Annotated in this window: 21 protein-coding genes and 2 pseudogenes; 6 read left to right on the forward strand and 17 right to left on the reverse strand. The window is 35.9% G+C overall.

The features are described 5' to 3' along the window. Positions 1-13 precede the first annotated feature (13 nt). Together CQ058_RS08285 and CQ058_RS08290 are read right to left on the reverse strand one after the other, a co-directional pair. The gene (locus CQ058_RS08285; RefSeq protein ID WP_002190283.1) at positions 14-1,486 is read right to left on the reverse strand and encodes an aldehyde dehydrogenase family protein; all 1,473 of its coding nucleotides are present in this window, start codon (positions 1,484-1,486) and stop codon (positions 14-16) included. Positions 1,487-1,499: 13 nt separating this feature from the next. Next, on the reverse strand, positions 1,500-2,786 hold the full coding sequence (locus CQ058_RS08290; protein ID WP_002128397.1) for an NAD(P)/FAD-dependent oxidoreductase: 1,287 nt from the start codon (positions 2,784-2,786) through the stop codon (positions 1,500-1,502). Positions 2,787-2,973: 187 nt separating this feature from the next. Between CQ058_RS08290 and CQ058_RS08295 the strand changes: the two genes are divergently transcribed. Then, entirely contained in the window at positions 2,974-4,206 is a 1,233-nt protein-coding gene (locus CQ058_RS08295) for a MerR family transcriptional regulator (RefSeq protein ID WP_002190284.1), read from the forward strand. Positions 4,207-4,275: 69 nt separating this feature from the next. Here the strand turns inward: CQ058_RS08295 and bshB2 are convergent, their stop codons facing one another. Then, positions 4,276-4,938, reverse strand: a complete 663-nt coding sequence (gene bshB2, locus CQ058_RS08300; RefSeq protein WP_000439465.1) for a bacillithiol biosynthesis deacetylase BshB2 — start codon at positions 4,936-4,938, stop codon at positions 4,276-4,278. 15 nt (positions 4,939-4,953) lie between these two features. Next, positions 4,954-5,304: a YojF family protein gene (locus CQ058_RS08305; RefSeq protein ID WP_000407039.1), complete on the reverse strand. Its 351-nt coding sequence runs from the start codon at positions 5,302-5,304 to the stop codon at positions 4,954-4,956. Positions 5,305-5,720: 416 nt separating this feature from the next. Between CQ058_RS08305 and CQ058_RS08310 the strand changes: the two genes are divergently transcribed. Then, the gene (locus CQ058_RS08310; RefSeq protein ID WP_002014220.1) at positions 5,721-7,046 is read left to right on the forward strand and encodes an ArsB/NhaD family transporter; all 1,326 of its coding nucleotides are present in this window, start codon (positions 5,721-5,723) and stop codon (positions 7,044-7,046) included. Between the two features lie 71 nt (positions 7,047-7,117). Here the strand turns inward: CQ058_RS08310 and CQ058_RS08315 are convergent, their stop codons facing one another. From CQ058_RS08315 to CQ058_RS08340, 6 genes are all read right to left on the reverse strand, one after another. Further along, positions 7,118-7,345, reverse strand: coding sequence for a coiled-coil domain-containing protein (locus CQ058_RS08315; protein WP_002111012.1), 228 nt, complete (start codon positions 7,343-7,345; stop codon positions 7,118-7,120). Positions 7,346-7,579: 234 nt separating this feature from the next. Beyond that, positions 7,580-7,939: a nuclear transport factor 2 family protein gene (locus CQ058_RS08320; RefSeq protein WP_002128400.1), complete on the reverse strand. Its 360-nt coding sequence runs from the start codon at positions 7,937-7,939 to the stop codon at positions 7,580-7,582. A 79-nt stretch (positions 7,940-8,018) separates the two neighbouring features. Beyond that, positions 8,019-8,570 (reverse strand): GNAT family N-acetyltransferase, encoded by a 552-nt coding sequence (locus CQ058_RS08325; RefSeq protein WP_002128401.1) that lies wholly within the window; start codon positions 8,568-8,570, stop codon positions 8,019-8,021. Positions 8,571-8,948: 378 nt separating this feature from the next. Continuing rightward, positions 8,949-9,857: an iron-hydroxamate ABC transporter substrate-binding protein gene (locus CQ058_RS08330; protein ID WP_002190285.1), complete on the reverse strand. Its 909-nt coding sequence runs from the start codon at positions 9,855-9,857 to the stop codon at positions 8,949-8,951. Positions 9,858-9,878: 21 nt separating this feature from the next. Further along, entirely contained in the window at positions 9,879-10,895 is a 1,017-nt protein-coding gene (locus CQ058_RS08335) for a FecCD family ABC transporter permease (protein WP_105589612.1), read from the reverse strand. Beyond that, on the reverse strand, positions 10,896-11,930 hold the full coding sequence (locus CQ058_RS08340; protein ID WP_105589613.1) for a FecCD family ABC transporter permease: 1,035 nt from the start codon (positions 11,928-11,930) through the stop codon (positions 10,896-10,898). 277 nt (positions 11,931-12,207) lie between these two features. On the opposite strand from CQ058_RS08340, the gene CQ058_RS08345 reads away from it, so the two are divergent. After that, positions 12,208-12,972, forward strand: a complete 765-nt coding sequence (locus CQ058_RS08345; RefSeq protein WP_002128404.1) for a DUF817 domain-containing protein — start codon at positions 12,208-12,210, stop codon at positions 12,970-12,972. A 146-nt stretch (positions 12,973-13,118) separates the two neighbouring features. Here the strand turns inward: CQ058_RS08345 and CQ058_RS08350 are convergent. Beyond that, a pseudogene (locus CQ058_RS08350) lies at positions 13,119-14,155 on the reverse strand (DUF4003 domain-containing protein). Positions 14,156-14,438: 283 nt separating this feature from the next. Next, positions 14,439-14,894 (reverse strand): DinB family protein, encoded by a 456-nt coding sequence (locus CQ058_RS08355; protein WP_002033453.1) that lies wholly within the window; start codon positions 14,892-14,894, stop codon positions 14,439-14,441. Between the two features lie 204 nt (positions 14,895-15,098). Here CQ058_RS08355 and CQ058_RS08360 point away from each other — a divergent pair, with 204 nt between their 5' ends. Then, positions 15,099-15,587 carry a DinB family protein gene (locus CQ058_RS08360; RefSeq protein ID WP_002190289.1) on the forward strand — a complete coding sequence of 163 codons (489 nt, stop codon included), beginning with the start codon at positions 15,099-15,101 and terminating at the stop codon, positions 15,585-15,587. A 215-nt stretch (positions 15,588-15,802) separates the two neighbouring features. On the opposite strand, the gene CQ058_RS08365 is transcribed toward CQ058_RS08360, so the two are convergent. After that, the gene (locus CQ058_RS08365; protein WP_002190290.1) at positions 15,803-16,564 is read right to left on the reverse strand and encodes a CPBP family intramembrane glutamic endopeptidase; all 762 of its coding nucleotides are present in this window, start codon (positions 16,562-16,564) and stop codon (positions 15,803-15,805) included. A gap of 573 nt (positions 16,565-17,137) precedes the next feature. Between CQ058_RS08365 and CQ058_RS08370 the strand changes: the two genes are divergently transcribed. Then, on the forward strand, positions 17,138-17,671 hold the full coding sequence (locus CQ058_RS08370; RefSeq protein WP_002190291.1) for a GNAT family N-acetyltransferase: 534 nt from the start codon (positions 17,138-17,140) through the stop codon (positions 17,669-17,671). A gap of 87 nt (positions 17,672-17,758) precedes the next feature. Here the strand turns inward: CQ058_RS08370 and CQ058_RS08375 are convergent, their stop codons facing one another. Next, positions 17,759-18,652 carry a LysR family transcriptional regulator gene (locus tag CQ058_RS08375; RefSeq protein WP_002190292.1) on the reverse strand — a complete coding sequence of 298 codons (894 nt, stop codon included), beginning with the start codon at positions 18,650-18,652 and terminating at the stop codon, positions 17,759-17,761. Positions 18,653-18,775: 123 nt separating this feature from the next. On the opposite strand from CQ058_RS08375, the gene CQ058_RS08380 reads away from it, so the two are divergent. Further along, positions 18,776-19,741, forward strand: coding sequence for a quinone oxidoreductase family protein (locus CQ058_RS08380; RefSeq protein WP_002190294.1), 966 nt, complete (start codon positions 18,776-18,778; stop codon positions 19,739-19,741). A gap of 112 nt (positions 19,742-19,853) precedes the next feature. On the opposite strand, the gene CQ058_RS32265 is transcribed toward CQ058_RS08380, so the two are convergent. The 3 genes and pseudogenes from CQ058_RS32265 to CQ058_RS08395 all read right to left on the reverse strand — a co-directional run bounded on the left by CQ058_RS32265 (position 19,854) and on the right by CQ058_RS08395 (position 21,922). Next, the gene (locus tag CQ058_RS32265) at positions 19,854-20,111 is read right to left on the reverse strand and encodes a hypothetical protein (RefSeq protein WP_002192752.1); all 258 of its coding nucleotides are present in this window, start codon (positions 20,109-20,111) and stop codon (positions 19,854-19,856) included. A 163-nt stretch (positions 20,112-20,274) separates the two neighbouring features. Continuing rightward, positions 20,275-20,967: pseudogene (locus tag CQ058_RS08390) on the reverse strand (hypothetical protein). Between the two features lie 244 nt (positions 20,968-21,211). Beyond that, positions 21,212-21,922, reverse strand: coding sequence for a histidine phosphatase family protein (locus CQ058_RS08395; protein WP_002190297.1), 711 nt, complete (start codon positions 21,920-21,922; stop codon positions 21,212-21,214). Positions 21,923-21,999: the final 77 nt, after the last annotated feature.

The following is a 21,999-nucleotide window of genomic DNA, read 5'->3' on the forward strand; positions in this document are numbered from 1 at the left end:
ACGTTTTGCTCAATTAATTCGCATACCACCCTACCGGATTTGCATGCTGGTGGATATTGATTTGCTTCGTTTCCATAAAGTGCTCCAGTCCAACAGTACCTAACGCTCTGCCGATGCCACTTTGCTTATACCCTCCCCAAGGACCTTCCACATAAGCGAGATGATAACTATTAATCCAAGTAATTCCCGCACGCAATTTACTAATGACACGTTTTGCCAGGTCCATATCTTCCGTAAATACAGCACCGGCTAATCCATAAATAGAATCATTCGCTTTTTGGATGGCATCTTCCTCATCTTTAAATTTCTGTACAACAAGGACTGGGCCAAAAATCTCTTCCTTCACAATACACATATTCTCATTTACATCAGCAAAGATTGTTGGTGCAATGAAAAACCCTCGATCGAGCCCATTTTCTGTTAAGCGCTTACCACCACAAACTAATTTTGCACCTTCTTCGATTCCTCTCTGAATATAATGTAAAACTTCATTCATATGAGACTCGTTTGTAAGCGCTCCCATTTCAATATTCTCACTTTCCCCGTTGCCAACTACAATTTTGTTCGCACGCTCGGCCAATCTTTCAACAAACTTATCATAAATAGTCTCTTGTACAAGTAAACGAGATGCAGCTGAACAAACTTGCCCAGCGTTGTGGAAAATACCAAACATCGCATTATCGACTGCGGTTTCAAAATCCACATCGTCGAACACAATAAGTGGAGATTTACCACCTAGTTCAAGTGTGATTTTTTTCATATTGCCTGCAGCTGCGCGCATAATACTTTGACCTGTTTTTGTTCCACCAGTAAAGGCAATTTTGTCGACATCATGGCTCTCTGCAAGCTCATTCCCAACCTTTGAACCAGGTCCCAATACTAAGTTTGCTACTCCATCCGGAAGTCCAACCTCTTCGATAATTTCAAATAATTTGAATACGCTTACAGGAGTGACGTCAGCAGGCTTAATTACAATTGTATTCCCTGCGGCAAGTGCAGGAGCAATTTGCCAAACAGCTAACATAAGCGGGAAATTCCAAGGTACAATAAGTCCACAAACACCAATCGGTTCATGAATAATAATCGTTTCTGAAGCATCATCACGAGTGTAAGATTCCTTTTTCATACCTTTAATCAAGTCAGCATAATAGCGGAAGCATTGAATCGATACAGGAATATCTACATAGGTTGTTGCACGGAGAACCTTACCGTTATTTGCAGTTTCCAAACGGGCAATTTCAGCTGTATTCTCTTCAAGACGGTCTGCAATCTTATATAGATAGTCAGCTCTTTCATCAGCCGATAAATCCGACCAGATCCCGCTATCAAACGCTTTACGAGCCGCCTTAATTGCTATCTTCGCATCATCTGCTGATCCATGAGCAGACATTGCGATAACCTCTTCGGTTGCAGGATTGATAATGTTTCGTCTAGCACCCGATAATGCTTCTACCCATTTCCCGTCAATGAACATGTTAATTTTCATAAACACCTCTCCTTTACGCGATAATATCTACCAGTTTGAAACCAATATGTGCTATATTGACCAGCATCGTTTTCTGATTATAGAATGGGAATGATTTAAGGCGTTCTTTTTCAAATCGATATCCACCTGCACTCCCCGTAACGATCCATTGTGCCAATAACTTACCAAACAATGTCGAGAGAGACGCGCCATGTCCCGTATAACCCGTTGCAAAATATGCGCCTTCTTTGGATCTACCGATAACCGGGAACGTATCAATTGTAACCCCGATAAATCCACCCCACCTGTAATCAATCTTGCTTCCTTCTAGTTTTGGCATTATTTTAACCATGGCATCGTAAACATTTTGATAAACAGCATCACCTAAGTTTGGACGAATATCGCCACCGCCAAATATGATCCGATTATCTGGTGTACGCCTGAAATAGTAAAGGAAACTGCTTGTATCAAAAACCATGCGATCTTTAGGAATGACGCTATTCACCAATGATTCTGGCAGCTGTTCAGTACCAATAATACGTGCCGAAATTGGCAGTACGCCTTTATTCAATTCAGCCATAATTTTTCCGGAGTAACCATCTGTAGCCACAATAATGTCTTTCGCTGTAACAGTACCTTTTTCTGTAATAACTTTCACACTATTTCGGCCGTACTCAATAGATAGTGCTTTCGAATGCTCAAAGATTTTTGCACCGATCGATTTAGCTGCTTCTCCCAAACCAATTGCATAGTTCAGTGGTTGGAACGAGTAACTCGAGTCGTCGACTAAGCAACCATAATATTGCGGGGAATCAATTTCTTGATGCAACTGACTTCGATTAAGCACGCTACAGTCATATCCAAAATTTTTGTTTAAGTATTCACTTTCAAGTTTCAACCCTTCAAAATGCTTGGCTTTGTAAGCCGCCACAATGTGACCTGTCTTTCTGAAGTTACAGTTGATTTGATGCTCGTCAATAATGTTTTTAACTAATTCAACACTAAGCAGAGAAAGATCGTTAAGCTGCCTCGCCTCTTCGGCACCATACTTCTTGGCAAGCTCCTGCATCGTTGACTTATAGCCTGGCAATACCATCCCGCCGTTGCGACCGCTTGCGCCATATCCGATTGTTTCCTGCTCAAGGACAATGACACTCTTCCCTAACTTTTGCAAATGATATGCAGAAGAGAGACCTGTGAAACCTGCGCCAATAATGACAACATCCGCCTCTTCATTTCCTTCAAGAGGTTTTCCTTTGTCATATCTGTTTGCAGTCGCTGTCCATAGTGAGAGTGTATCCATATGATCCATCTTATCCATAGCTAATCCTTCTCCTTTCGTGACATGTATGTTACAATACAGTCAAAAATATTCTTAATATTCAAACTTATTGAGTTAATAATATGACTTGGAGTTTCCTCCAAGTCAATAGCTATTTGAGAGTTTTTTGAATTCATTTTGCGAAAAAAGTGGAGTAACTCCACTTTTTTCATTGGGGGGTACATCTATGAAAATTGGTACATTTGCGAAGCTTTTTCATGTTACGACTGATACCGTTCGTTATTACATTGAACTAGGATTATTAATACCAGACAAAAAAAACACTCAGTATCAAATGAACCAATTGTGTTTCGACGACATGGCTTTTATTACTGAGCTGAAAAAATTTCATTTTTCATTGATAGAAATCCAACGAATTTTATCATATCAACGTGTCACAAACTTCTCGGACCATGAGGATATCGACTACTACAACAACTCGCTCATTGATAAAAAGGACGAGCTAACCAAGAAAAAAGAAGACATATCAAAAGCTATCCAATTGATTGAAAAAGCGGTTCAAACTAGCTCGCCTTCATCCAAAGAAGAAAGTATTACAGGAATCCCGCTTGACTTTGTAAATTTTCTCTATTGTCCAAAATGCCGCATTCCACTTGAAATGAAAGATGTAACGATTAAAAAAGTCTACATTCACACGGGGAGTTTAACTTGTAGCTGTGGATACGAAGCAGCTATCGAGGAGGGTATTATCATTACCGCGAACTTGTACGAGACGTCTCCTTATCCATCTTATTTTTACGATAAAGAAACGATTAAAGAGATCAATCCCAAAATGATTAACTTATTTGAAAAAAGTAATTTTCGATTTCAAAAAGTTCTACAAAATATAGATTTGAAAAACAAATTAATTGTGGAAACAAACGTTGATGCTTTTGTATCACTACCTAAATATATCGATGTTCTTGAACCAAGCGCAAACTATGTATTCAGTGGCTATTCGCTTGCAATGCTCAAGAAGGTGAGAAATAGAATTGAGCGTATGAATCCGAAGCCACGCGTCCTTTATATTTTGAATTCCGATTTAAATCTACCATTGAAACCGCTTAGCATCGATGTTTTTGTGGATAGTTTTACAATAACTGATTTTTCACTGCTCAACCCAGAGTTCCCAAGTCATGTTCTAAAAAACTATTTACATAACAGTTCAACAATTGTCGGTGGATACTCGTATTATGATAACTCGGCCAAATCCTTGAAAAATATTTCAGCCTTATATCCAAATTCCCATGAGCATATTTTACATCCAAAATACTTAGAAGAAAATTTATCAGTTAACGGATTTCAAATCATGCAAAATGAAAATATCGGTTACTGTACAGATCCAGGACCTTATTTCGATTATCATGTAAGAGACGAAAAATTCCACATGCTCATGTATTTGGCTAATACGAAACAATAGCACAAAAAGCGCCATCACAAGTGACGGCGCTTTTTCTATGTAAGAGCTACTAGAAGGTACCCTTCTAGCCTACTCCCATTTATAAGTCCAAAACTGTTCAAGTTGCAGCCATTTTAATGTTGCTGCGTCTTTGTTTTTTATTTTTGCATGCGTTTCTTCTAGCATCGCTTCCGTTTGTGAACGATGCGCGCCTAGTGCAGCTAATTTATGTTCAAATACTTCACTAATATTATTTACAACATCCGGTTCACCGAGTACTGCTTCGCGATTTCTCGTAATCGCAACCGCATGAATGGCTGGACGTTCTTCTTTAGGCATACGTGATACAGCGCGAACTACAGCGCGGCCAAATGCATCATGATCCGGATGTACGCCGTGTTCTGGATAAAATGTAATAATTCGAGATGGATTTACTTCTTGAATAATCGCTTCGATTTTATCGGCAACAAAATCAACATCTTCAAATTCTAACGTTTTATCATGGAAACCGAGCATTCTTAAATCTTGAATCCCCATCGCTTCACATGCATCTTTTAATTCTTTTTCACGTATATTTGGAATCGTTTCACGGTTAGCGAATACGTTTTTCCCCATGTTACGTCCCATTTGTCCAAGAGTACCACATGCGTACGTTACAGGTACTCCTTGATCTGTTAATAAGCGAATTGTTCCTCCCGCAGCAAATGCTTCATCATCTGGATGCGGAAATACAACAAGTACATGTCTCTCCATAAGTTTCCCTCCTTCTTACTTAAATGGCGTTAAGCTTAGCTCAAGCGCTACCGCTAAGCGGCCTTGGTTATCATGCCCTGCTAGTAATAAACGCTCTTTATCGTCTACTTCCCAGTGCGTAATGCCTTCTGCATATACCCAGCCATGATCCATTTTCAAACCAACTCGGTATGGGTTTGTTCCAGTTATTTTCCCACGCTCAAAGCGAATAATTGCATTTCGAATGAATGCTCCTACTGTCATCATCTTTTCATTAAAGTGTGACGCATACGCTCCATTCGTCGTTTCTAAATGAATATATACATCTTTATTTACAAAACGTTCAATTTCATTTTGAATAAGAGAACTATCTTTTACTATTTCCATCGGAATTCACCTCTTTAAACCATTTTACGCAAAAATAATGTAAATTGCTATCTCTATATTAGAGGACAACGCCCACTTTTCCTAATAATTTGCACTGTGTTTTTTATATTTTTTATCCCGCATTAACGGATAGTAAGATTCCCACCCCAAAATCCAGCGAACACACGTCAGCTAGGTGGGAAATCAACTATCCGTAAATGCCCGATTGGTGAGGGCTAATAATCAGTGGGGGATGAACAAAAACCCCCACTGATTAAAGTTTCACTTTATATGATATGTAAAAATCGCATTTTTTCCTTCACTTTGTTAAATAGTTTTCTTTCTTTTTTGAATTTGCTACAATATATTTTATCCCGTATTAATACAGCGAGATACATTTCGACAATTGAATACATACTTTAAAGAAGGTGACATGATTGGAACAATCAGCACATGAAGTAGCAAATTGGCAATATTATTTTACAATTGCCGTATTTTTAGTCACGTACGGTTTTATTATTTCTGAGAAATTGAATCGTGCTGTAATCGCACTATTCGGTGCTGCTATTATGATTATTTTTGGAATTGTAGATTTACATACTGCTTTCACATCGCATATTCAATGGGAAACGATTACCCTTTTAATTGGGATGATGATTCTCGTACATATTACGAGTCAATCAGGCGTATTTGAATTTGTAGCCATAAAAGCAGCAAAAGCAGCTGGCGGAAAACCAATCCGCATTTTATTATTACTATCCCTATTAACTGCTGTCGGTTCTGCATTTTTGGACAACGTAACAACCGTATTATTAATCGTACCTGTTACACTATCCATTACACGTATTTTAAAAGTAAATCCTGTTCCTTATTTAATTTCAGAAGTACTATTTTCAAATATAGGCGGAACAGCAACATTAATTGGTGACCCGCCGAACATTATGATTGGATCAGCTAATAAGCATTTAGACTTTAATGCCTTTTTACTAAACTTAGCTCCAATCGTAATCATTATTTCTATCGTTACACTTGGCATTATTTACTTCATGTATCGCAACAAACTAAAAACAACGCCTGAGCAAATCGAAAAGCTAATGGCATTAAATGAAAAAGATTATATTAAAGATCAGAGCCTCCTTTTAAAATCCATTACGATTTTAGGACTAACTATTTTAGGCTTTGTACTTCATTCTATTATTCATGTAGACGCTGCCGTTATTGCGATGACAGGTGCTACACTTCTTATGTTAATCGGTGTGAAAGAACATGATATTGAAGATGTATTTGCCCACGTTGAATGGGTAACAATTTTCTTCTTCGCTGGACTATTCGTTCTCGTTGGCGGATTAATTGATATCGGACTTATTTCTTCACTCGCAAAAGAAGTACTCGACGTAACAAATGGCGATATCGGTTTCGCTGCTATACTTATCTTATGGGTATCTGGCATCGCATCTGCGACAATTGATAACATCCCATTTGTCGCAACGATGATTCCACTTATTCAAGATTTAGCTACAGGACTCGGACTATCTGTCGATTCTCCGCAAATTGAAGTACTATGGTGGGCGTTATCACTTGGAGCTTGCCTAGGAGGCAACGGAACATTAATTGGAGCATCAGCAAACGTAGTCGTTGCTGGTATTGCAAAACGTGAAGGACATGGGTTCTCTTATATGGACTTCTTAAAAATCGGTTTCCCCTTAACGATCATTGCGCTATTGTTATCACATGCTTACATTTATTTACGTTATTTAATGTAGAAGTTGTATTGCATGAAATTATGTCGTCAAATAAAAAAGGTTTGCAGCACTATGCTACAAACCTTTTTTCATCACCAAAATATACCTATAATTGCCAATCCACCTAAAATCATACCACCAATTTGTCCGATGATTGCTGGTGATAATTGAACACCTTTCCTCACTTCAACAACCGGCCTTTCGTGCCTTAGTTGCTGCACTTCACTTTGAAGTTGATGTACACTTCCATGTAATTCTTTAATTAGTTCTTTTAATTCAGCGACCTCTTCATTTACTGGCTTACTTTTTTCTAAGTTCATCTCGCATAACTCCTTATAAATTCAATCAGTTCACTGTAAAATTTCGCCAATTATCGTTATATCTCCTGCATACTACATATATAATATGGAATGTATCTTTATTAACAAGACCCTTTTAAGAACAAATTTAGATATTTTAGAAAGACAACTTTCATTAGTTCTTTATATATATATAGGACTAATATATTCAACAATTCTATTCTTTATAGTTTCTTTTTCATACAAAAAGCTTCACTAAAATTTAGCAGGTGTACCTTGATGAAAATACATTTGCCATCTTCCTTCTCTAAATTTCCATATCGAACTACGTAACGAGTGTTGATTATTCATTTCATTGAATATTTGATAAGTAGTTAATGCTACATCTTTGGATAATGGATGTACTTCAAAATCACTCAAAGTCATTTTTACCACACCAATTCCATTTTTATCGATATCCTCATTTTTATATAAAACTTTACCAGAACTCCCAAACTCAAAAAAATCAGCGGCAAGTATCTTTTTAAGCTCCTTTTGAGATGTGCGAACCCCTGGTTTAAGTAATCGTTCCTCTAGCTGATATAAACACTCTCTTAATGAAGATAAACCTTCCATTAGTACACTCCTCCGCTCATCATTACCCAAATATTACAACTTTTCACTCTACACTACACAATTATTCTGTATGTTTTTGCTAGTTTTGCAGCTCTATCCATTCATCACGCAATATCCCCATAATCATACGATCAAAACACTTTCCATCTCTTTGAACTGCTTCCCTCATACATCCTTCCATCTGAAATCCCATCTTTTTATACAGTACAATGGCTGCTTTATTATAAGAAATAACATCGAGACCGACGCGGTGTAGATTCATTTCATAGAACGCATACTTTAAAATAAGATGCACTGCTTCTCTCCCAAACCCTTTTCCTCTATCATTTGCCTCTCCTATACCAATTGCTAATAGACCTGTTCTGTTATTCCACTCTATGCCGTGAATTGCAACAAAACCAATTAAGCGATCATCTTGAACTGTTCTTAACATGAAAGAAACACTATTCGATCTCCGTCCCTTTAATAGCCCATCACTCGCTATTTCATGTAACGATTGCGGGAATGCCAAGTCTGTATCTACATTTCTTAAGTACTCACTATCCTCTTGCCACATAGCCATTACTTCAGCATCTGCTTCTCTAATAGCTGATAACTTAATAGTTTTATTTTGAAAAAGATTCATCGTCATCTAAAACTCCCCCTTTTTTAAATAGCGGGGACAATAATTCTAGCCTATTTATCCCGCATTAACGGGCAGTAAGACTCCCACCTCAAAATTCAGCTGGAGCGAAGAAGTTAGGTGGGAGATCAACTGCCCGTAAACGCCCGATTGGTGAAGGCTAATAATCAGTGGGGGATGAACAAAACCCCCACTGATTAAAGTTTCACTTTATCCCCTTGTTCCATAAACTGTTTTTTTAACGGGATACTTACAATAAGCGCTGACATTGGCACATCTCCCTTGCATTGAATTAACTTCATTGTATAATTTTTCATTTATTCTAACAATAACAACAATAAAAAGACCCTCCAAATTTAGAGGGCCTTTCCTAATAGCAAAACTGTATTATTTCGTAAACATTTTCTCTGCTTCATCCATTGCCATTTTGTTACCTAAAGCAGAATAGTCAAGCCATGGTTGATCATTAATAATGTATACGTGCTTACCTTTAACAGCTTTTAAGTCTTTCCAAATTGGTGTTTCTTGCAGTTGTTTAAATGCTGCTTTTGCTTTATCGTCTCTGTTTACGACAACGAAAATAGCATCCGCATCAAAGTCAGGTAATACTTCTTGTGAAATTACTTCGAAAGGACGGTTTCCATCAATTTTCTCTACACCATTTGCAGGTTGTAATCCTAAGTCTTGGAATAGAATTGGTCCCATCGGTCTTTTCGTACTAAATACACGTAATTCTTTTGCAGTAACGCGAATTGCCATTACTTTTTCGTTATTACCTAACTCTTTATCTATTAAACTTTTTACTCGTTTTGATTGTTCTTCATAGTCTTGAATATATTTATCTGCTTCTTTCTCACGGTTTACAAGTTTACCTACTTCTTTTAAATGATCTCTCCACGTACCTTCATCTAAATTAAAAGTATGTGTTTTTGCAATTTTTTCGTATTTCGCTAAATCTTTGCCAGCATATTTTTCATCCACATAAATTTCAGATGGTTTTAATTGTAGTAATGCTTCCATATTCGGATTTGTTACAACGCCCAGTTTCTTCGTATCTTTCAACTGTTCTTTCACGTGAGGTAAGAAATCTTTTAAATCTCCACCAATTACAGAACCTACCGGTGTAATTCCTAATGCAAGTAAGTTATTCGTTAAATGAATAGACATAGAAGCAATTTTTGGATCATTACTTTTTTCAGTTTTTTTAGTTGCCTCTTCACTAGATTTCGTTTGACCACATGCTGATAATACTAAAATAAACATAATGCTAAATAAAATAGTAAGTTTCTTTTTCATATGTTCTCCTCTTTGAAGTATTTATTTTGTTTTTGTAAGTAAATAAAGAAAACATGGCGCACCTAAAGCCGCTACTACTACGCCAGCTGGAATAGAGTTTGGCTCAAATAAAGATCGCCCTATCGTATCCGCGAGTACTAAAATAATCATTCCAATTATGCCAGCTAACGGAAGGAAATGTTGATATGTACTACCTACTAACTTTCTTGCGATATGCGGAGAAACTAAGCCGATAAAGCCAATTCCCCCTGCCATTGATACACTTGCACAAGACAATCCTACCGCTGTAGCTAAAAGCAGTAACCGTTCTTTTTGAACAGATACACCAAGTCCTGCTGCTACACTATCACCTAGTGACAGTGCATTTAACGTTTTGGATTTCAGCCATGCGTACGGAGTTAGTATCAAAATCCAAGGTAATAACGCTAGGACATGAATCCAATCTCTTCCCCACACGTTACCAACTAACCACCTAGAAGCGAATGTATACGTCTCATCATTTAACTTGAGCGAGAAAAATAACGAAAGTGCACTAAAACCAGCTGAAACTGCAATACCAACAAGAATAAGTCTAATGGGAAGTAAACCTTTCGACCGATCACTCGCAAGCAAAACAATAAGAAATGCAGCTAACACTCCTCCGCCAAATGTAAATAACGGTATTAAAATCGATGCACTCTCGTTAATAGAATGAAAGAAAGTAACAAATACAATAAGCCCGAAAGATGCACCCGAGTGTAATCCAAGAATACCAGGATCTGCGAGAGCATTCCGAAATAATCCTTGCAAAATCGCACCGGAAACCCCAAGGCCAATACCTGCTAACATTGTAATTATAATTCTTGGCATACGATAATCGTATAGCACGGTTGCACTCTCAAAATCACCATAGCCAAAAAGCGTTTGAATTACTTTGAATGGTGCAATACTCAGTGTACCTGTATTTAAGCTAATCAAAACTACAGCAATACTTATACATCCGAAAATTGTAGTTACAGTAATAGCCCTCTTTTTATCCTTGTTAAAAAGATTCTTCACTTATAGCTCACTCCCAACTTTACGTGCTATATAGAGGAAGAACGGCACTCCAACAAGAGCTACCATAATCCCTATCGCAAGTTCTTTAGGAGGATTTACTGTTCTTGCCCCTAAATCAGCTAAAACTAATAACATAGCTCCTAATAATGCTGACATAGGAATACTAAGCCGATAATTAACACCTACTAATTTTCTAGCGATGTGCGGAATGACAAGTCCTACAAATCCAATGGAACCAACAGCTGAAACAGACACACCTGCAAGAATGACTACTATAATCATCCCAAGTATTCTCGTTCGGCTCGTTTTTACACCTAAATTCGTAGCAACGTCATCCCCCATTGATATGAGGGAAATAGATCGCCCTAGCACTGTCGCAAAAACAATTGTTATGAGAATAATAGGCACTAAAAATTTCAAGTGTTCCCACTTAACCCCCGCAACACCACCAGCATACCAAAACGCTAAATCTTTGCTTAAGTCATAATAAATCGCGACACCTGAACTTAACGAATGTAAAAGGGCGGCCATAACTGCCCCTGCAATCGTTAACCTCATCGGCGTTAGCCCGCCTGATGTTGCTGATCCAATAATAAAAATGAGTACTGTACTTAAAACTGCTCCAATAAAGGAGACAATCATTAAATAGGAATACGGCATATGCGGGAAAAAAGCAAAACTAAGTGCTACTACAAACATCGCACCTGCATTTATTCCGAGTACACCTGCATCAGCTAAAGGATTTCGTGTTACCCCTTGCATAACAGCTCCAGCGACTGCAAAAGCAGCTCCTACAACTGCTGCGCCAATTACCCTTGGGAGCCTTAATTCATAAATAATTTGATGCTGTGTTAATTTCGGATTATAATCAAAAACCGCTGCCCACACAGTTTGCAAATGGATATCCTTTGCACCAAATGCAACGGCTAAAAATATAGCTCCAATTAAACATATAATTGTTAAGCTCATGAAACATATGAACTTAATATGTATCCAGCGATTATTGCCAGCATGTACAGTAGACTTATGTAACATGTTTCATTTCATCCTTTATATTCAGTTCTTTTTTATAATTATTTTTTATTTATAATCATTATTGATAATGATTATCATTTTCATTTAGATATTATATCCCCATTTTTTTTAAAATAGCAAACTATTTTTTTACTTTGTTAAACTATCAAAATACTTATTACAATTCCCTTCTAAAACTTCCAAATACATGCAAAATGAAGTACTGTTTTATTTTCGAATTTGTAGTATACTAAGTTATTATTTTGATTTTTCAAATAATAATCCTGAAGGTGAAAACATGTTTTATGTAAAACAACTACTCTATTTTACTTATGAACAAGCATTATCCTGTTTGTTCCCTGTCGTTATTTTTTTAACACTTGCTCTTTCAAAAATCATTTCGATTCCAGGGCTGTACCGATATGATTTCATACTCATCGTATGCCTTCTTATGCAGTGGATTATGTACAAGACTGGTCTTGAAACGAAAGACGAACTAAAAGTAATTACTGTCTTCCACCTCATCGGCCTTTTACTAGAAATATATAAAGTACATTTCGGTTCATGGAGTTATCCTGAAGAGGCGTATTCAAAAGTTTTCGGAGTTCCGCTTTACAGCGGTTTTATGTATGCGAGTGTCGCAAGTTACATATGCCAAGCGTGGAGAAGATTGCATTTACAAATGCATCATTGGCCGAAAGCTACTTTTGCAATACCTCTAGGAGCAATGATTTACTTTAATTTTTTTACACATCATTTTCTATATGACTTTAGATGGGTATTAACTTTAATTTTATTCATTGTTTTCTTTCGCACATTTGTGGAATTTTCATTACGAGGCGTTACATATAAAATGCCACTCGTACTCTCATTTTTCCTTATCGGATTCTTTATTTGGATTGCAGAAAACATCGCTACCTTCTTCGGAGCATGGCAATATCCAAATCAACGGGAAACATGGAGCCTCGTTCACTTAAGCAAAATTAGCTCATGGTTTTTACTCGTTGTTATTAGCATTATGATTGTTACACAACTCAAACATTTGAAGCAGTCGAAAAGATAATGCCGATTATGTAAAAACAGTTTAAAAACAGTTAGCCCATCACTCATTAGAGAGTGATAGGCCTTTTTTAATAATATTTTTTAAACCGTCCTCATCAAAGGCATTATAGGTTCATCATAATTTACGAGAGCATAAGCAGTTGCACATTATGAACTAGTACTAGCAGAAGAGGTTGCTGCAGATGAAGCGGCAATCGTTGCTATCATAGCTGCCTGTTGTGCTTGTATGAGGACTTCTATCATTGTTTGTAAACCTGTGTTGGTAGCTTTACTTTCCTCACCTTTCTGACTTACGAACAGTTGAATAGCAATAAGAATATTCGTATCTGTATGCCAACGGAATAATTTCTCCCCCTGCAATTTTTCAATGAATGCTCGAATAGAATGAATCTCTTTTTCTCCATCCTCAAGTAACGCTAGTAGCCCGATAGCTGGATAATGCATCTGTTTCACTTTTATCTTTTCTTGTTTTAACAAATTCCATATGTTTGTACATGTTGCAACTAACATTTCTTCACGGACATCCTTCTTTAGTGAGAGGATATGACTTAAAAACTGAAGATCATTCCCTTTACGCAAACCAGCTTTCGCTAGTTTCTGATAAAGACGTTCTACTCGGTCCATAAGTGTTTCTACATTCTCTGATTGTCCTGCTAGTAAAACCGCGAGTGGATAATCATTTGTACCTGTAAGAAAAAGATGATCCTCTTTCATCCGTTTATATACTTGCATCGAACGCTGAATGTGCGTGCCATGCTGTTCATTTTCTTCTGTTAAAAGCACAGCTGCTGCGAGATAAGTAAATATACTCCGGCTAAAGCCACCAGCGACCAATTGTTCATATAAATCTAAAAATCTCTGAAAAGCTTCCTTGTAATCTGTAAAATGAATATCTAATGTTGCGGACACCACAAAGCGATGATAAGACTTTAAGTATGAAAACATCCCTACCTGATTCTTAATATAACTACTAATTTCTAAAAAACGTCCGAGATCAAACAGTTTATCACTACCTGCATACATAGCAGCAATCATCATACCTGTTCGAGAATCACTCGTTTTCCATTTTAGTTCTCCCTTTAACTGTGCATATGTATGTGTGTATTGCTCCAACTTTTGTTCCAATGTAATCATAGTATTCCCCCATTTTCTAGTTCCTCTCTTTTATTATACGTATATTCCATATTTAGGAATACCCTATTTCATACAGATTTTGCAACCTTATACTTTCTTCTGTATTATTTTCAATATTTTTCTATTAAGTAATACAAAAAAAATAATAACTACCATAAAATTTAGGATGTTTCTTTATCCTAATTGGTTGGTTGGTTTTCTTTCCTTCTTCATCAGCATCACGATGATTAGCGTTCATAATCCTTAATCCTTCAAGAAGTTCAACAACAAAAAAGGATAGATAATAAATTATCTACCCTTTTTTGTCTATATATTATTTAACTTTACCCAAAACTAAAGAGCCTTAATAATACGTTCCATCGCCTTCATTTGCCCAATATGGTCTGCTTCATGATAAAGCATCATACCGTAAAGCTCTCCAACTGTTTCCAACCCTAAAAATGGCTCTGGAAGTTTATTTTCAAATGCTTCTGCTGGAATTTCTTGAATGCGCTTCGCTTGTTCTTTTAATTGAACCGTTAACACTTCTAATGATGGCCCTTCTGTTTTCCATTTAGATGGTCTTGAACCATATCCAAACATACCTGGATATTCAGTTGGTAATTGTTTAAATTCTTTTCCAAACATGAAAACTTCTGCTGCCGTTAACACATGACCGATATGCCAGCGAATTGTATTGTTAAAGCCCTCCGGCTGCGTATCCGCAGTTTTGTCATCTAACGTTTCCATAAATTGAAGTAATGCCCCACGCGTTATTTCAAATTGTTTTAAACCAATTATTCTATTCATTTTATCGTCTCCTTTTTTATGTACAATTTATTATGAACTAAGGATGTTAAACTTATTAGAGTTTCACCTTGTTTAATCTATCAGAAACAATTAAAAAATACATCTAATATGCTTACTGAAAACAATAAAAAAGGACCACTCCTCATATATATAGAAATACTTACTGCACAAATATTACAGTAAACAAAAGAGGAGTGTAATTACATGTTAGATGTTTTAAAACAACAATATAATCTTATTAGTTCTACAAGGGAAAATCTATTTACATTTTTGGAAGAAATTCCACAAGAAAAATTGCACAGTACGGTTCCTAATTTCGGAAGCGGTAGCATTATGAAGACGCATATTCATGTAGCCGATTGCTATCGATACTGGCTTGGAACATTCGCATTTAACCAAAAACGAGCAGATTTCTCATTTGCTAGCGATTATGAAATTGAACATGCAGATGTCACAAAAGTCCGTGCTAGATTTAAGATAGTAGATGAGACTGTACAACGCTTTTTAGATGAATACAATGACCGGTGGCTCGAAAATATAGCAAATGAAGTGAAATGGCAAAAAGAACCTTGGAGCACAACTCCACTATGGCTTTTAACTCATACGGAGACACATGAATTTCATCATAAAGGCCAAATTGTATCAATGACTCGTCACCTTGGATATACTCCTCCTGACACAGACCTTAGTTAATTCAATTGTTCTAACAAATGAATTACTATAACTGTCGTTAGCATTGTTTATGTATACGGAAAGGCTCTTCATTCTTTTTGATATTGTTTATAGTTTTGCAAATTTTTTTACGGCACAAACTTGTATTATATTTTAATTATGTTTGTGTCGTGTTCTTATTAATTAGTTTCATATCCATAAAAAATATATTAATATGTTTCCTTTTATTATTTCAGTTACCTAATCAATAAGAGGTTCTTTCTTTTTATTATGACTTTATACACGATAAATACGAAAATTCCGAAAATAAAAGTTGAAAATGCTGGTAACACTTTATCATTTGGCACGTACACACTCCAAAAAGAATTAAGAAGCGCATGAAAAATTAGACACATAAAAATACTTTTAGTTGCGTTAAAAATTGTAGTTAATAAGAAAGATACGGCAATTGTCGTAATTATAAAGGCTATAAAATCCCTTTGAGTTTGATTTGTGCCTGGAATAAACCATAACGGCCAGTGCCAAATAGCCCATATAACACTCACAATAACCGTACTAAAAAATGCCGAATTTTTTTTCTGAAGGGCAGGTTGTAAAAATCCTCTCCATCCAATTTCTTCAAGACCACCACCAACGATCATTGTTGGAAAACTAAGTAATGCCACGTATAATGGTTTTTGCATCGTTGCTCCACCAAATATCGTTGGAAGATAACAGCTAATAAAAGCTAGAACAACGATTAGAACATACCATACAAAGTGATGCCTAGGATTAACAATATTTTTAATAAACACTCTGAACTCTTCTTTTGATCCATATTTTTTCTTTAAACTAATTGCAACGATTGCCGGCATGATTCCCCCGAAAACAAATAATATCATCGCTAGCGGTGTACCAAATGTCGTAATGTTTAATTTTATTAAGCTAATTAATAGCCCCCATAGTATCCATGTAAATATAAAAGTTCGTATTACATATCGTTTAATCTCATTCCCCATTTACTTGCCTCCTTTATTTTAATTAGAGCATAAATTTAGAGATATGAAAATCACTTATGCTAAATTATTCCAAAACATTAAAGGAACCTCCCTACTCTATCAGGCTTTTCTGGATAAGCCGACTCCTACCTACTTTGCTTCGGTCAAGGTTCGAAGTTGGAGTCTCACTATCCGTTAATACGGGATAAACAAACAAAATGAAGGAGCATGTTTTGAGAACCAATCAAAACATGCTCTTGTAAAGTGACAATAACGTTATTTAATTCTTGTTTAACTACGGTGCAAATTAGTGGGAAAGGCTTATTTTCCACTAAAAATATTTATAAAAAATTCATGTTCATTTAAAAGTGGAATGAAAAGCAATAATAATAGTATTATCAAAAAAATTGTTGATACATTTTGTTGTGTATAAAACTTTTATTATTTGTTTTAGGTATACCATACCATTATAAAATTCATGTAACATCAAAGTAAGATACATACTTTTCAAACGATACACAAAATAAAACTCTTCTTCAATGTATATCAAAAATATTTATATACTCTATCACCAACCTTAAGGAGAAATTTATAATGAGATTAGAGAGTGAAAGAATTTATTTAAGGCCCCTTTGCGAGCTAGATGCGCCCATTATATTAGAAAGTACAATGGATGAAGAAATAAGATATATGACTGGAACCAAGCCTACTTTTTCATTGGAGCAAATTAAAGCACATATAGATAATATAAATAATGATTCAAATCGCTATGATTTCGCTATTTGTTTAAACAGCACTGACGAAATGATTGGAGAGTTATCGATTTTAGATATCGATGAGGAGAACCAAAGAGCTGGATTCAGAATATCTATGCTTTCTATTTCATTAACAGGGAAAGGCTACGGAACTGAAGCTATGAAAATAGTTTTAAGATTTGTTTTTGAACAACTCACATTCAATCGTTTACAGTTAGAAGTATTTAGCCATAATTTACGTGGAATTAGAGCTTATGAAAAGGTTGGGTTTGTAAAAGAAGGAACCTTACGTCAATCCTTATTTTATAATGATACGTACTCGGATGAAATTATTATGGCAATACTTAAAAATGATTATAAAAATATGCTATAAAGAACCGATACTTGTTTCATCCAAGTATCGGTTCTCTCTATACAAAAGTGCCATTTTTTCTTACATATAAAACAAATATTTCTCCACTTAATTCCTTGCAAAAGACTCCCTCGTCACCTCAATAAATTGCTGCAGTGGCGCTGTCATCCATTTATCTTTATGCCAAGCAATTTGCGTATAGATCGGAGTAATTGTATTCTTTAAGACTAATTCCTTTATCGTTCCCTCTCGTATATCTTTTTCTACTACTATTGCTGGCAAAACTGCTATACCTAAATCTGCAATAACGCATTGTTTAATTGCCTCGACACTAACAAATTCAATCTTATTTGCTGGGTATACATCTTCCGCACGGAATAACTCTTCAAATAAAGTCCGATACGAGCAACCTAGTTCTGTTAGTAAAAGTGTTTCGCTTTCTAAATCTTTTGTAGAAACGGAAGGTTGTTCAAGTAAACGATGCGTAGGAGCAGCTACTACTTTTAATTCTTCTTTCATAAGTGGCTCCACATGTAAAACATCCTCTGTTTTACATTCGTCCAAAATAAATACAAGATCTACTTTCCCCTCCATCAATTGTTCCTTCGCATCTTTATTGGAATGTGCAGGTTTAAATATAAGCTTTATTTGGGGAAATTGTGCTTTAAATTTCTTTAATATAGATGGAAGCCTATATGTACATTGACTTTCTTGTGCACCGATTATTAACGTACCCGCTATTTCCTCATCATCTTTCACAGCCATTTTCGCTTCGTTACTGAGTGCAATCATCTTATCAGCATATAGTTGAAACTTCCTGCCTGCTTCAGTTAAGAAAAGACGTTTTCCTAATCTTTCAAATAATGGCGTACCGAGCTCAGCCTCTAACGTTTTAATTTGCGCCGTTACGCTCGATTGTGCAAAGTTTAATTTCTTCGCAGTTTGTGTAAAGTTCAAAGTCTCTGCAGCTACTTTAAATGTAATTAATTGTTTTATCTCCATTTATCATCCCTCTTTTCAATCGATATTTCCGATTGATTTTATCGAAATAATCCTCTTTGCCTATTGATATTTGTATTGTATGATAAAGAACATCGACAAACAATATAAATGGAGGTATTCCATATGAAAGCACTTTGTTTCGAAGCATTCGGAGACGCTGATGTACTACAATATAAAGAAATACCTGATCCAATCATACATCCAAATGAAATTCTTGTTCGCATGCAAGCAATCGGTTTAAATTTCGCTGATATTTATAGACGCCGCGGCGATTATCATCTCGCTGGTAACCCGCCTTATATATTAGGTTATGAAGGCGCTGGTATTGTTGAAAAAGTAGGAGCTAACGTTACTACTATCAATCCCGGAGACCACATTGCATTTGCTGACGTTCCATTCTCAAATGCAAAATTAGTTGCCGTTCCATCTGAAAAAGCAATTACACTTCCAGACTCTATTTCTTTTGAAACAGCCGCTTCTGTCTTATTGCAAGGTCTAACAGCACATTATTTAACGAAAGATAGCTATCAAATAAAACAAGGCGATATAGCTTTAGTACACGCTGCAGCTGGTGGCGTTGGTCAACTTCTCGTTCAAATGATTAAACTACTGGGCGGAACAGTAATCGGTCTTACATCATCAAAAGAAAAAGCACAAGTAGCTACGTTAGCTGGTGCTGATCACGTATTTTTATATACTGAAGCATGGCATACGAAAGTACTTGAGGTGACTAATGGTGCCGGAGTAAATGTTGTGTATGAATCAGTAGGTTCTACACTCGTGGAAAGTTTTAACGCTACTAAAATTGGCGGTACTGTCGTATTTTACGGAATGGCCGGCGGTAATCCTATACCTGTAGATCCACGTATGCTTATGGATACTTCAAAGACTTTAACAGGTGGAGACCTTTGGAACGTGCTTACATCTTATGAAGAGAGAAAAGAACGCTCCTCTCAATTATTCGAATGGATTACGGCCGAAAAATTAAAGATCGCAAGTCCTACTACATTCTCTTTACGAGACGGTGCCCGTGCTCATGAATTATTAGAGAGCAGAAAAAGTACAGGGAAGATTTTATTAATCCCTTAATCGTTCCCATTTAAAAAGGAAGCTAGAATATATTCCATTGCTTCCTTTTTAAATATTATTAATGTTCAATTTCGCTTCTTTTCAATTACCCTGTTATTTATATTTTTTCTGTCTATACTTCTCTTTCTAGGCCCCTCATTTTTAAGTTTATAAAATAAATGAATCTAAATATTAAAGGAAAAAACAAACCTCCCGATATCAACGATCCAATAAATACAGTATCAATAAAAGAAAAAATCCCAAATAATAGCATTCCAAAAAAATAAAATACAACTGCACTCCAATAAATAAACCGTGGAAACTTAGTTTGGAACGAATCACCTTTTTCACACGGTTTTCCAAATAACAAATGAACGAATTTAATCAACATAATCACTTCTCCATATAATTGTTAATATTCTTTTCTCCTTAGAACTGAACATAAATCACATACTATGTATCATTTTCTTTAAGTTTTCCGGCACCGAAGTTATTAGCTATGTCGAATACGGTAGCCTTTTACTCATATATTTCAAAAATGCAACAATATATTTTTATTTAATTACAAATCGTCTATCCCCATTATCATGTTGCAATTCAAACAATACTGGATTACTAACAAATCTTTTTAGCAAAACATACGCCTAATGATCATTTATGTCATTAGGAATATTAATTCCACTAAATGATGTTGAGGAAATTAGTGTATGAAAATCATATTTAAATTCATAATCACCAATATACGCTAGTGCCAATTTCCCTTTCCATTCAATTTGATATGTCTGCCCTTCTAATCTAGTAAACTTAATATTATGAAAGGCTGACGCATCATGTCCAAGTAAATAAACGTCAAATGCAGTTAACTCTAAATCTAAGTCCTTCTGCTCATCTTCCGATAAAAAATCAATTGCAAATCTCTTCCCGTTTAGCATATCCAAATTAAAAGGCGCCTCATCACTTCCTACACGAAACCCTTTAAAATCCCATTCTTCTGATGACAAAGTGCATCTATGGAAGTTGTTCCATACAATCTTAGCGTGCCAATCATCTTCTTCCTCATTCTCTTCATCTTCTTCATCCAAATCTTCCTCATCATAATCCGCGGTCTCTAAATGCAAATCAAAATACAAACCAGCCATACCATTTAACTCTTCTTCCTCTGCATATTTAAAATGTGCACTCCACTTAAAATTAACAATTCGATGACCATTAGGCCACGGGTTGTCCACAAAATATATTCGATCCATATTCACACATTCCTTACTTTGTTTTATTTCTCGTATACTTACTTTAGATTCCGAGATGAAATGTAAGGCTAGACTAATGTCCCTCCAATACACTGCAAACTAATTTGTTGTTCCTACTCTGTAATTATACCATTACAATAATTTTCATAGTTAGTTTTAAACAGAATATTCCGTTTAAAATTAATGAATGATATACTGAAAAATAAAAAGGAAGCTAGATTTCTCTATCTTCCTTTTCTTACCTTTATATTTCCACACTTTCTTTCCCTTTTGCAACATAACTCATATCCCCAACTGATTCGACTGTGTACTTCCCATCTTGATATGCAATTTTCGTCACACTAGCATTTTCCACTCCAAGTTTTGTTTTGGTACTGTCTAACATTTCAATTAATGCAGTAATCAAAAGCCCATGAACGACAACTAGAACGTTGCCACCTCCATTTTTAGCAGCTTCTTCACTAATTTTATCAATCTCTGTTTTTATGCGAGTAGAAAATAATTCCCAATCTTCCGCCTGTTTCGTAGGATCTGCTGCTCTAATAAGATTAATCACTTCTTGAATAGAAAACTTCATGAGTTCTTCTGGTGATGCAACGCCCGCAACTTTTCCAACCACATCCCACATATTTTCAAGTTTTTCACCTTCAAAAATACCAAAATTTAATTCTCGTAAATTTTTCCTTTGCTCAAGTTTTAAGGTGGATTGCTCACTATATTTTAATACTAAATTAGCAGTTTCAATCGCTCGGCCGCTATCACTACTGTACGCATTCGCAAAATGAACATCTTTTAATCCTGTTCCTAAATTAGAGGCAACTTCCACACCTTTTTCTACTAACGGAGAATCTGCCCAACCTTGCGCGCGCTGGTTCGTATTTAATATTGTTTTTCCATGTCTTGTAACATATAACGTAACTACATTCTCATTGCTATCTGTTTCTCGCTTCTTCATTCTATTCTCTCCCTTTACATTTCTATATCAATTTTACCATCTCAATTATTCATTGAGCAAAATATACGTAAGTAGAT

It is taken from the genome of Bacillus sp. MYb56, from assembly GCF_002976445.1.
Taxonomy (GTDB): domain Bacteria; phylum Bacillota; class Bacilli; order Bacillales; family Bacillaceae_G; genus Bacillus_A; species Bacillus_A mycoides.

Bases quoted from the DNA above. Each gene is read 5' to 3' on its own strand.
- CQ058_RS08285 (WP_002190283.1), bottom strand. From the start codon at position 1,486: ATGAAAATTAACATGTTCATTGACGGGAAATGGGTAGAAGCATTATCG.
- CQ058_RS08290 (WP_002128397.1), bottom strand. From the start codon at position 2,786: ATGGATAAGATGGATCATATGGATACACTCTCACTATGGACAGCGACT.
- CQ058_RS08295 (WP_002190284.1), top strand. From the start codon at position 2,974: ATGAAAATTGGTACATTTGCGAAGCTTTTTCATGTTACGACTGATACC.
- bshB2 (WP_000439465.1), bottom strand. From the start codon at position 4,938: ATGGAGAGACATGTACTTGTTGTATTTCCGCATCCAGATGATGAAGCA.
- CQ058_RS08305 (WP_000407039.1), bottom strand. From the start codon at position 5,304: ATGGAAATAGTAAAAGATAGTTCTCTTATTCAAAATGAAATTGAACGT.
- CQ058_RS08315 (WP_002111012.1), bottom strand. From the start codon at position 7,345: ATGAACTTAGAAAAAAGTAAGCCAGTAAATGAAGAGGTCGCTGAATTA.
- CQ058_RS08320 (WP_002128400.1), bottom strand. From the start codon at position 7,939: ATGGAAGGTTTATCTTCATTAAGAGAGTGTTTATATCAGCTAGAGGAA.
- CQ058_RS08325 (WP_002128401.1), bottom strand. From the start codon at position 8,570: ATGACGATGAATCTTTTTCAAAATAAAACTATTAAGTTATCAGCTATT.
- CQ058_RS08330 (WP_002190285.1), bottom strand. From the start codon at position 9,857: ATGAAAAAGAAACTTACTATTTTATTTAGCATTATGTTTATTTTAGTA.
- CQ058_RS08340 (WP_105589613.1), bottom strand. From the start codon at position 11,930: ATGTTACATAAGTCTACTGTACATGCTGGCAATAATCGCTGGATACAT.
- CQ058_RS08345 (WP_002128404.1), top strand. From the start codon at position 12,208: ATGTTTTATGTAAAACAACTACTCTATTTTACTTATGAACAAGCATTA.
- CQ058_RS08355 (WP_002033453.1), bottom strand. From the start codon at position 14,894: ATGAATAGAATAATTGGTTTAAAACAATTTGAAATAACGCGTGGGGCA.
- CQ058_RS08360 (WP_002190289.1), top strand. From the start codon at position 15,099: ATGTTAGATGTTTTAAAACAACAATATAATCTTATTAGTTCTACAAGG.
- CQ058_RS08365 (WP_002190290.1), bottom strand. From the start codon at position 16,564: ATGGGGAATGAGATTAAACGATATGTAATACGAACTTTTATATTTACA.
- CQ058_RS08370 (WP_002190291.1), top strand. From the start codon at position 17,138: ATGAGATTAGAGAGTGAAAGAATTTATTTAAGGCCCCTTTGCGAGCTA.
- CQ058_RS08375 (WP_002190292.1), bottom strand. From the start codon at position 18,652: ATGGAGATAAAACAATTAATTACATTTAAAGTAGCTGCAGAGACTTTG.
- CQ058_RS08380 (WP_002190294.1), top strand. From the start codon at position 18,776: ATGAAAGCACTTTGTTTCGAAGCATTCGGAGACGCTGATGTACTACAA.
- CQ058_RS32265 (WP_002192752.1), bottom strand. From the start codon at position 20,111: ATGTTGATTAAATTCGTTCATTTGTTATTTGGAAAACCGTGTGAAAAA.
- CQ058_RS08395 (WP_002190297.1), bottom strand. From the start codon at position 21,922: ATGAAGAAGCGAGAAACAGATAGCAATGAGAATGTAGTTACGTTATAT.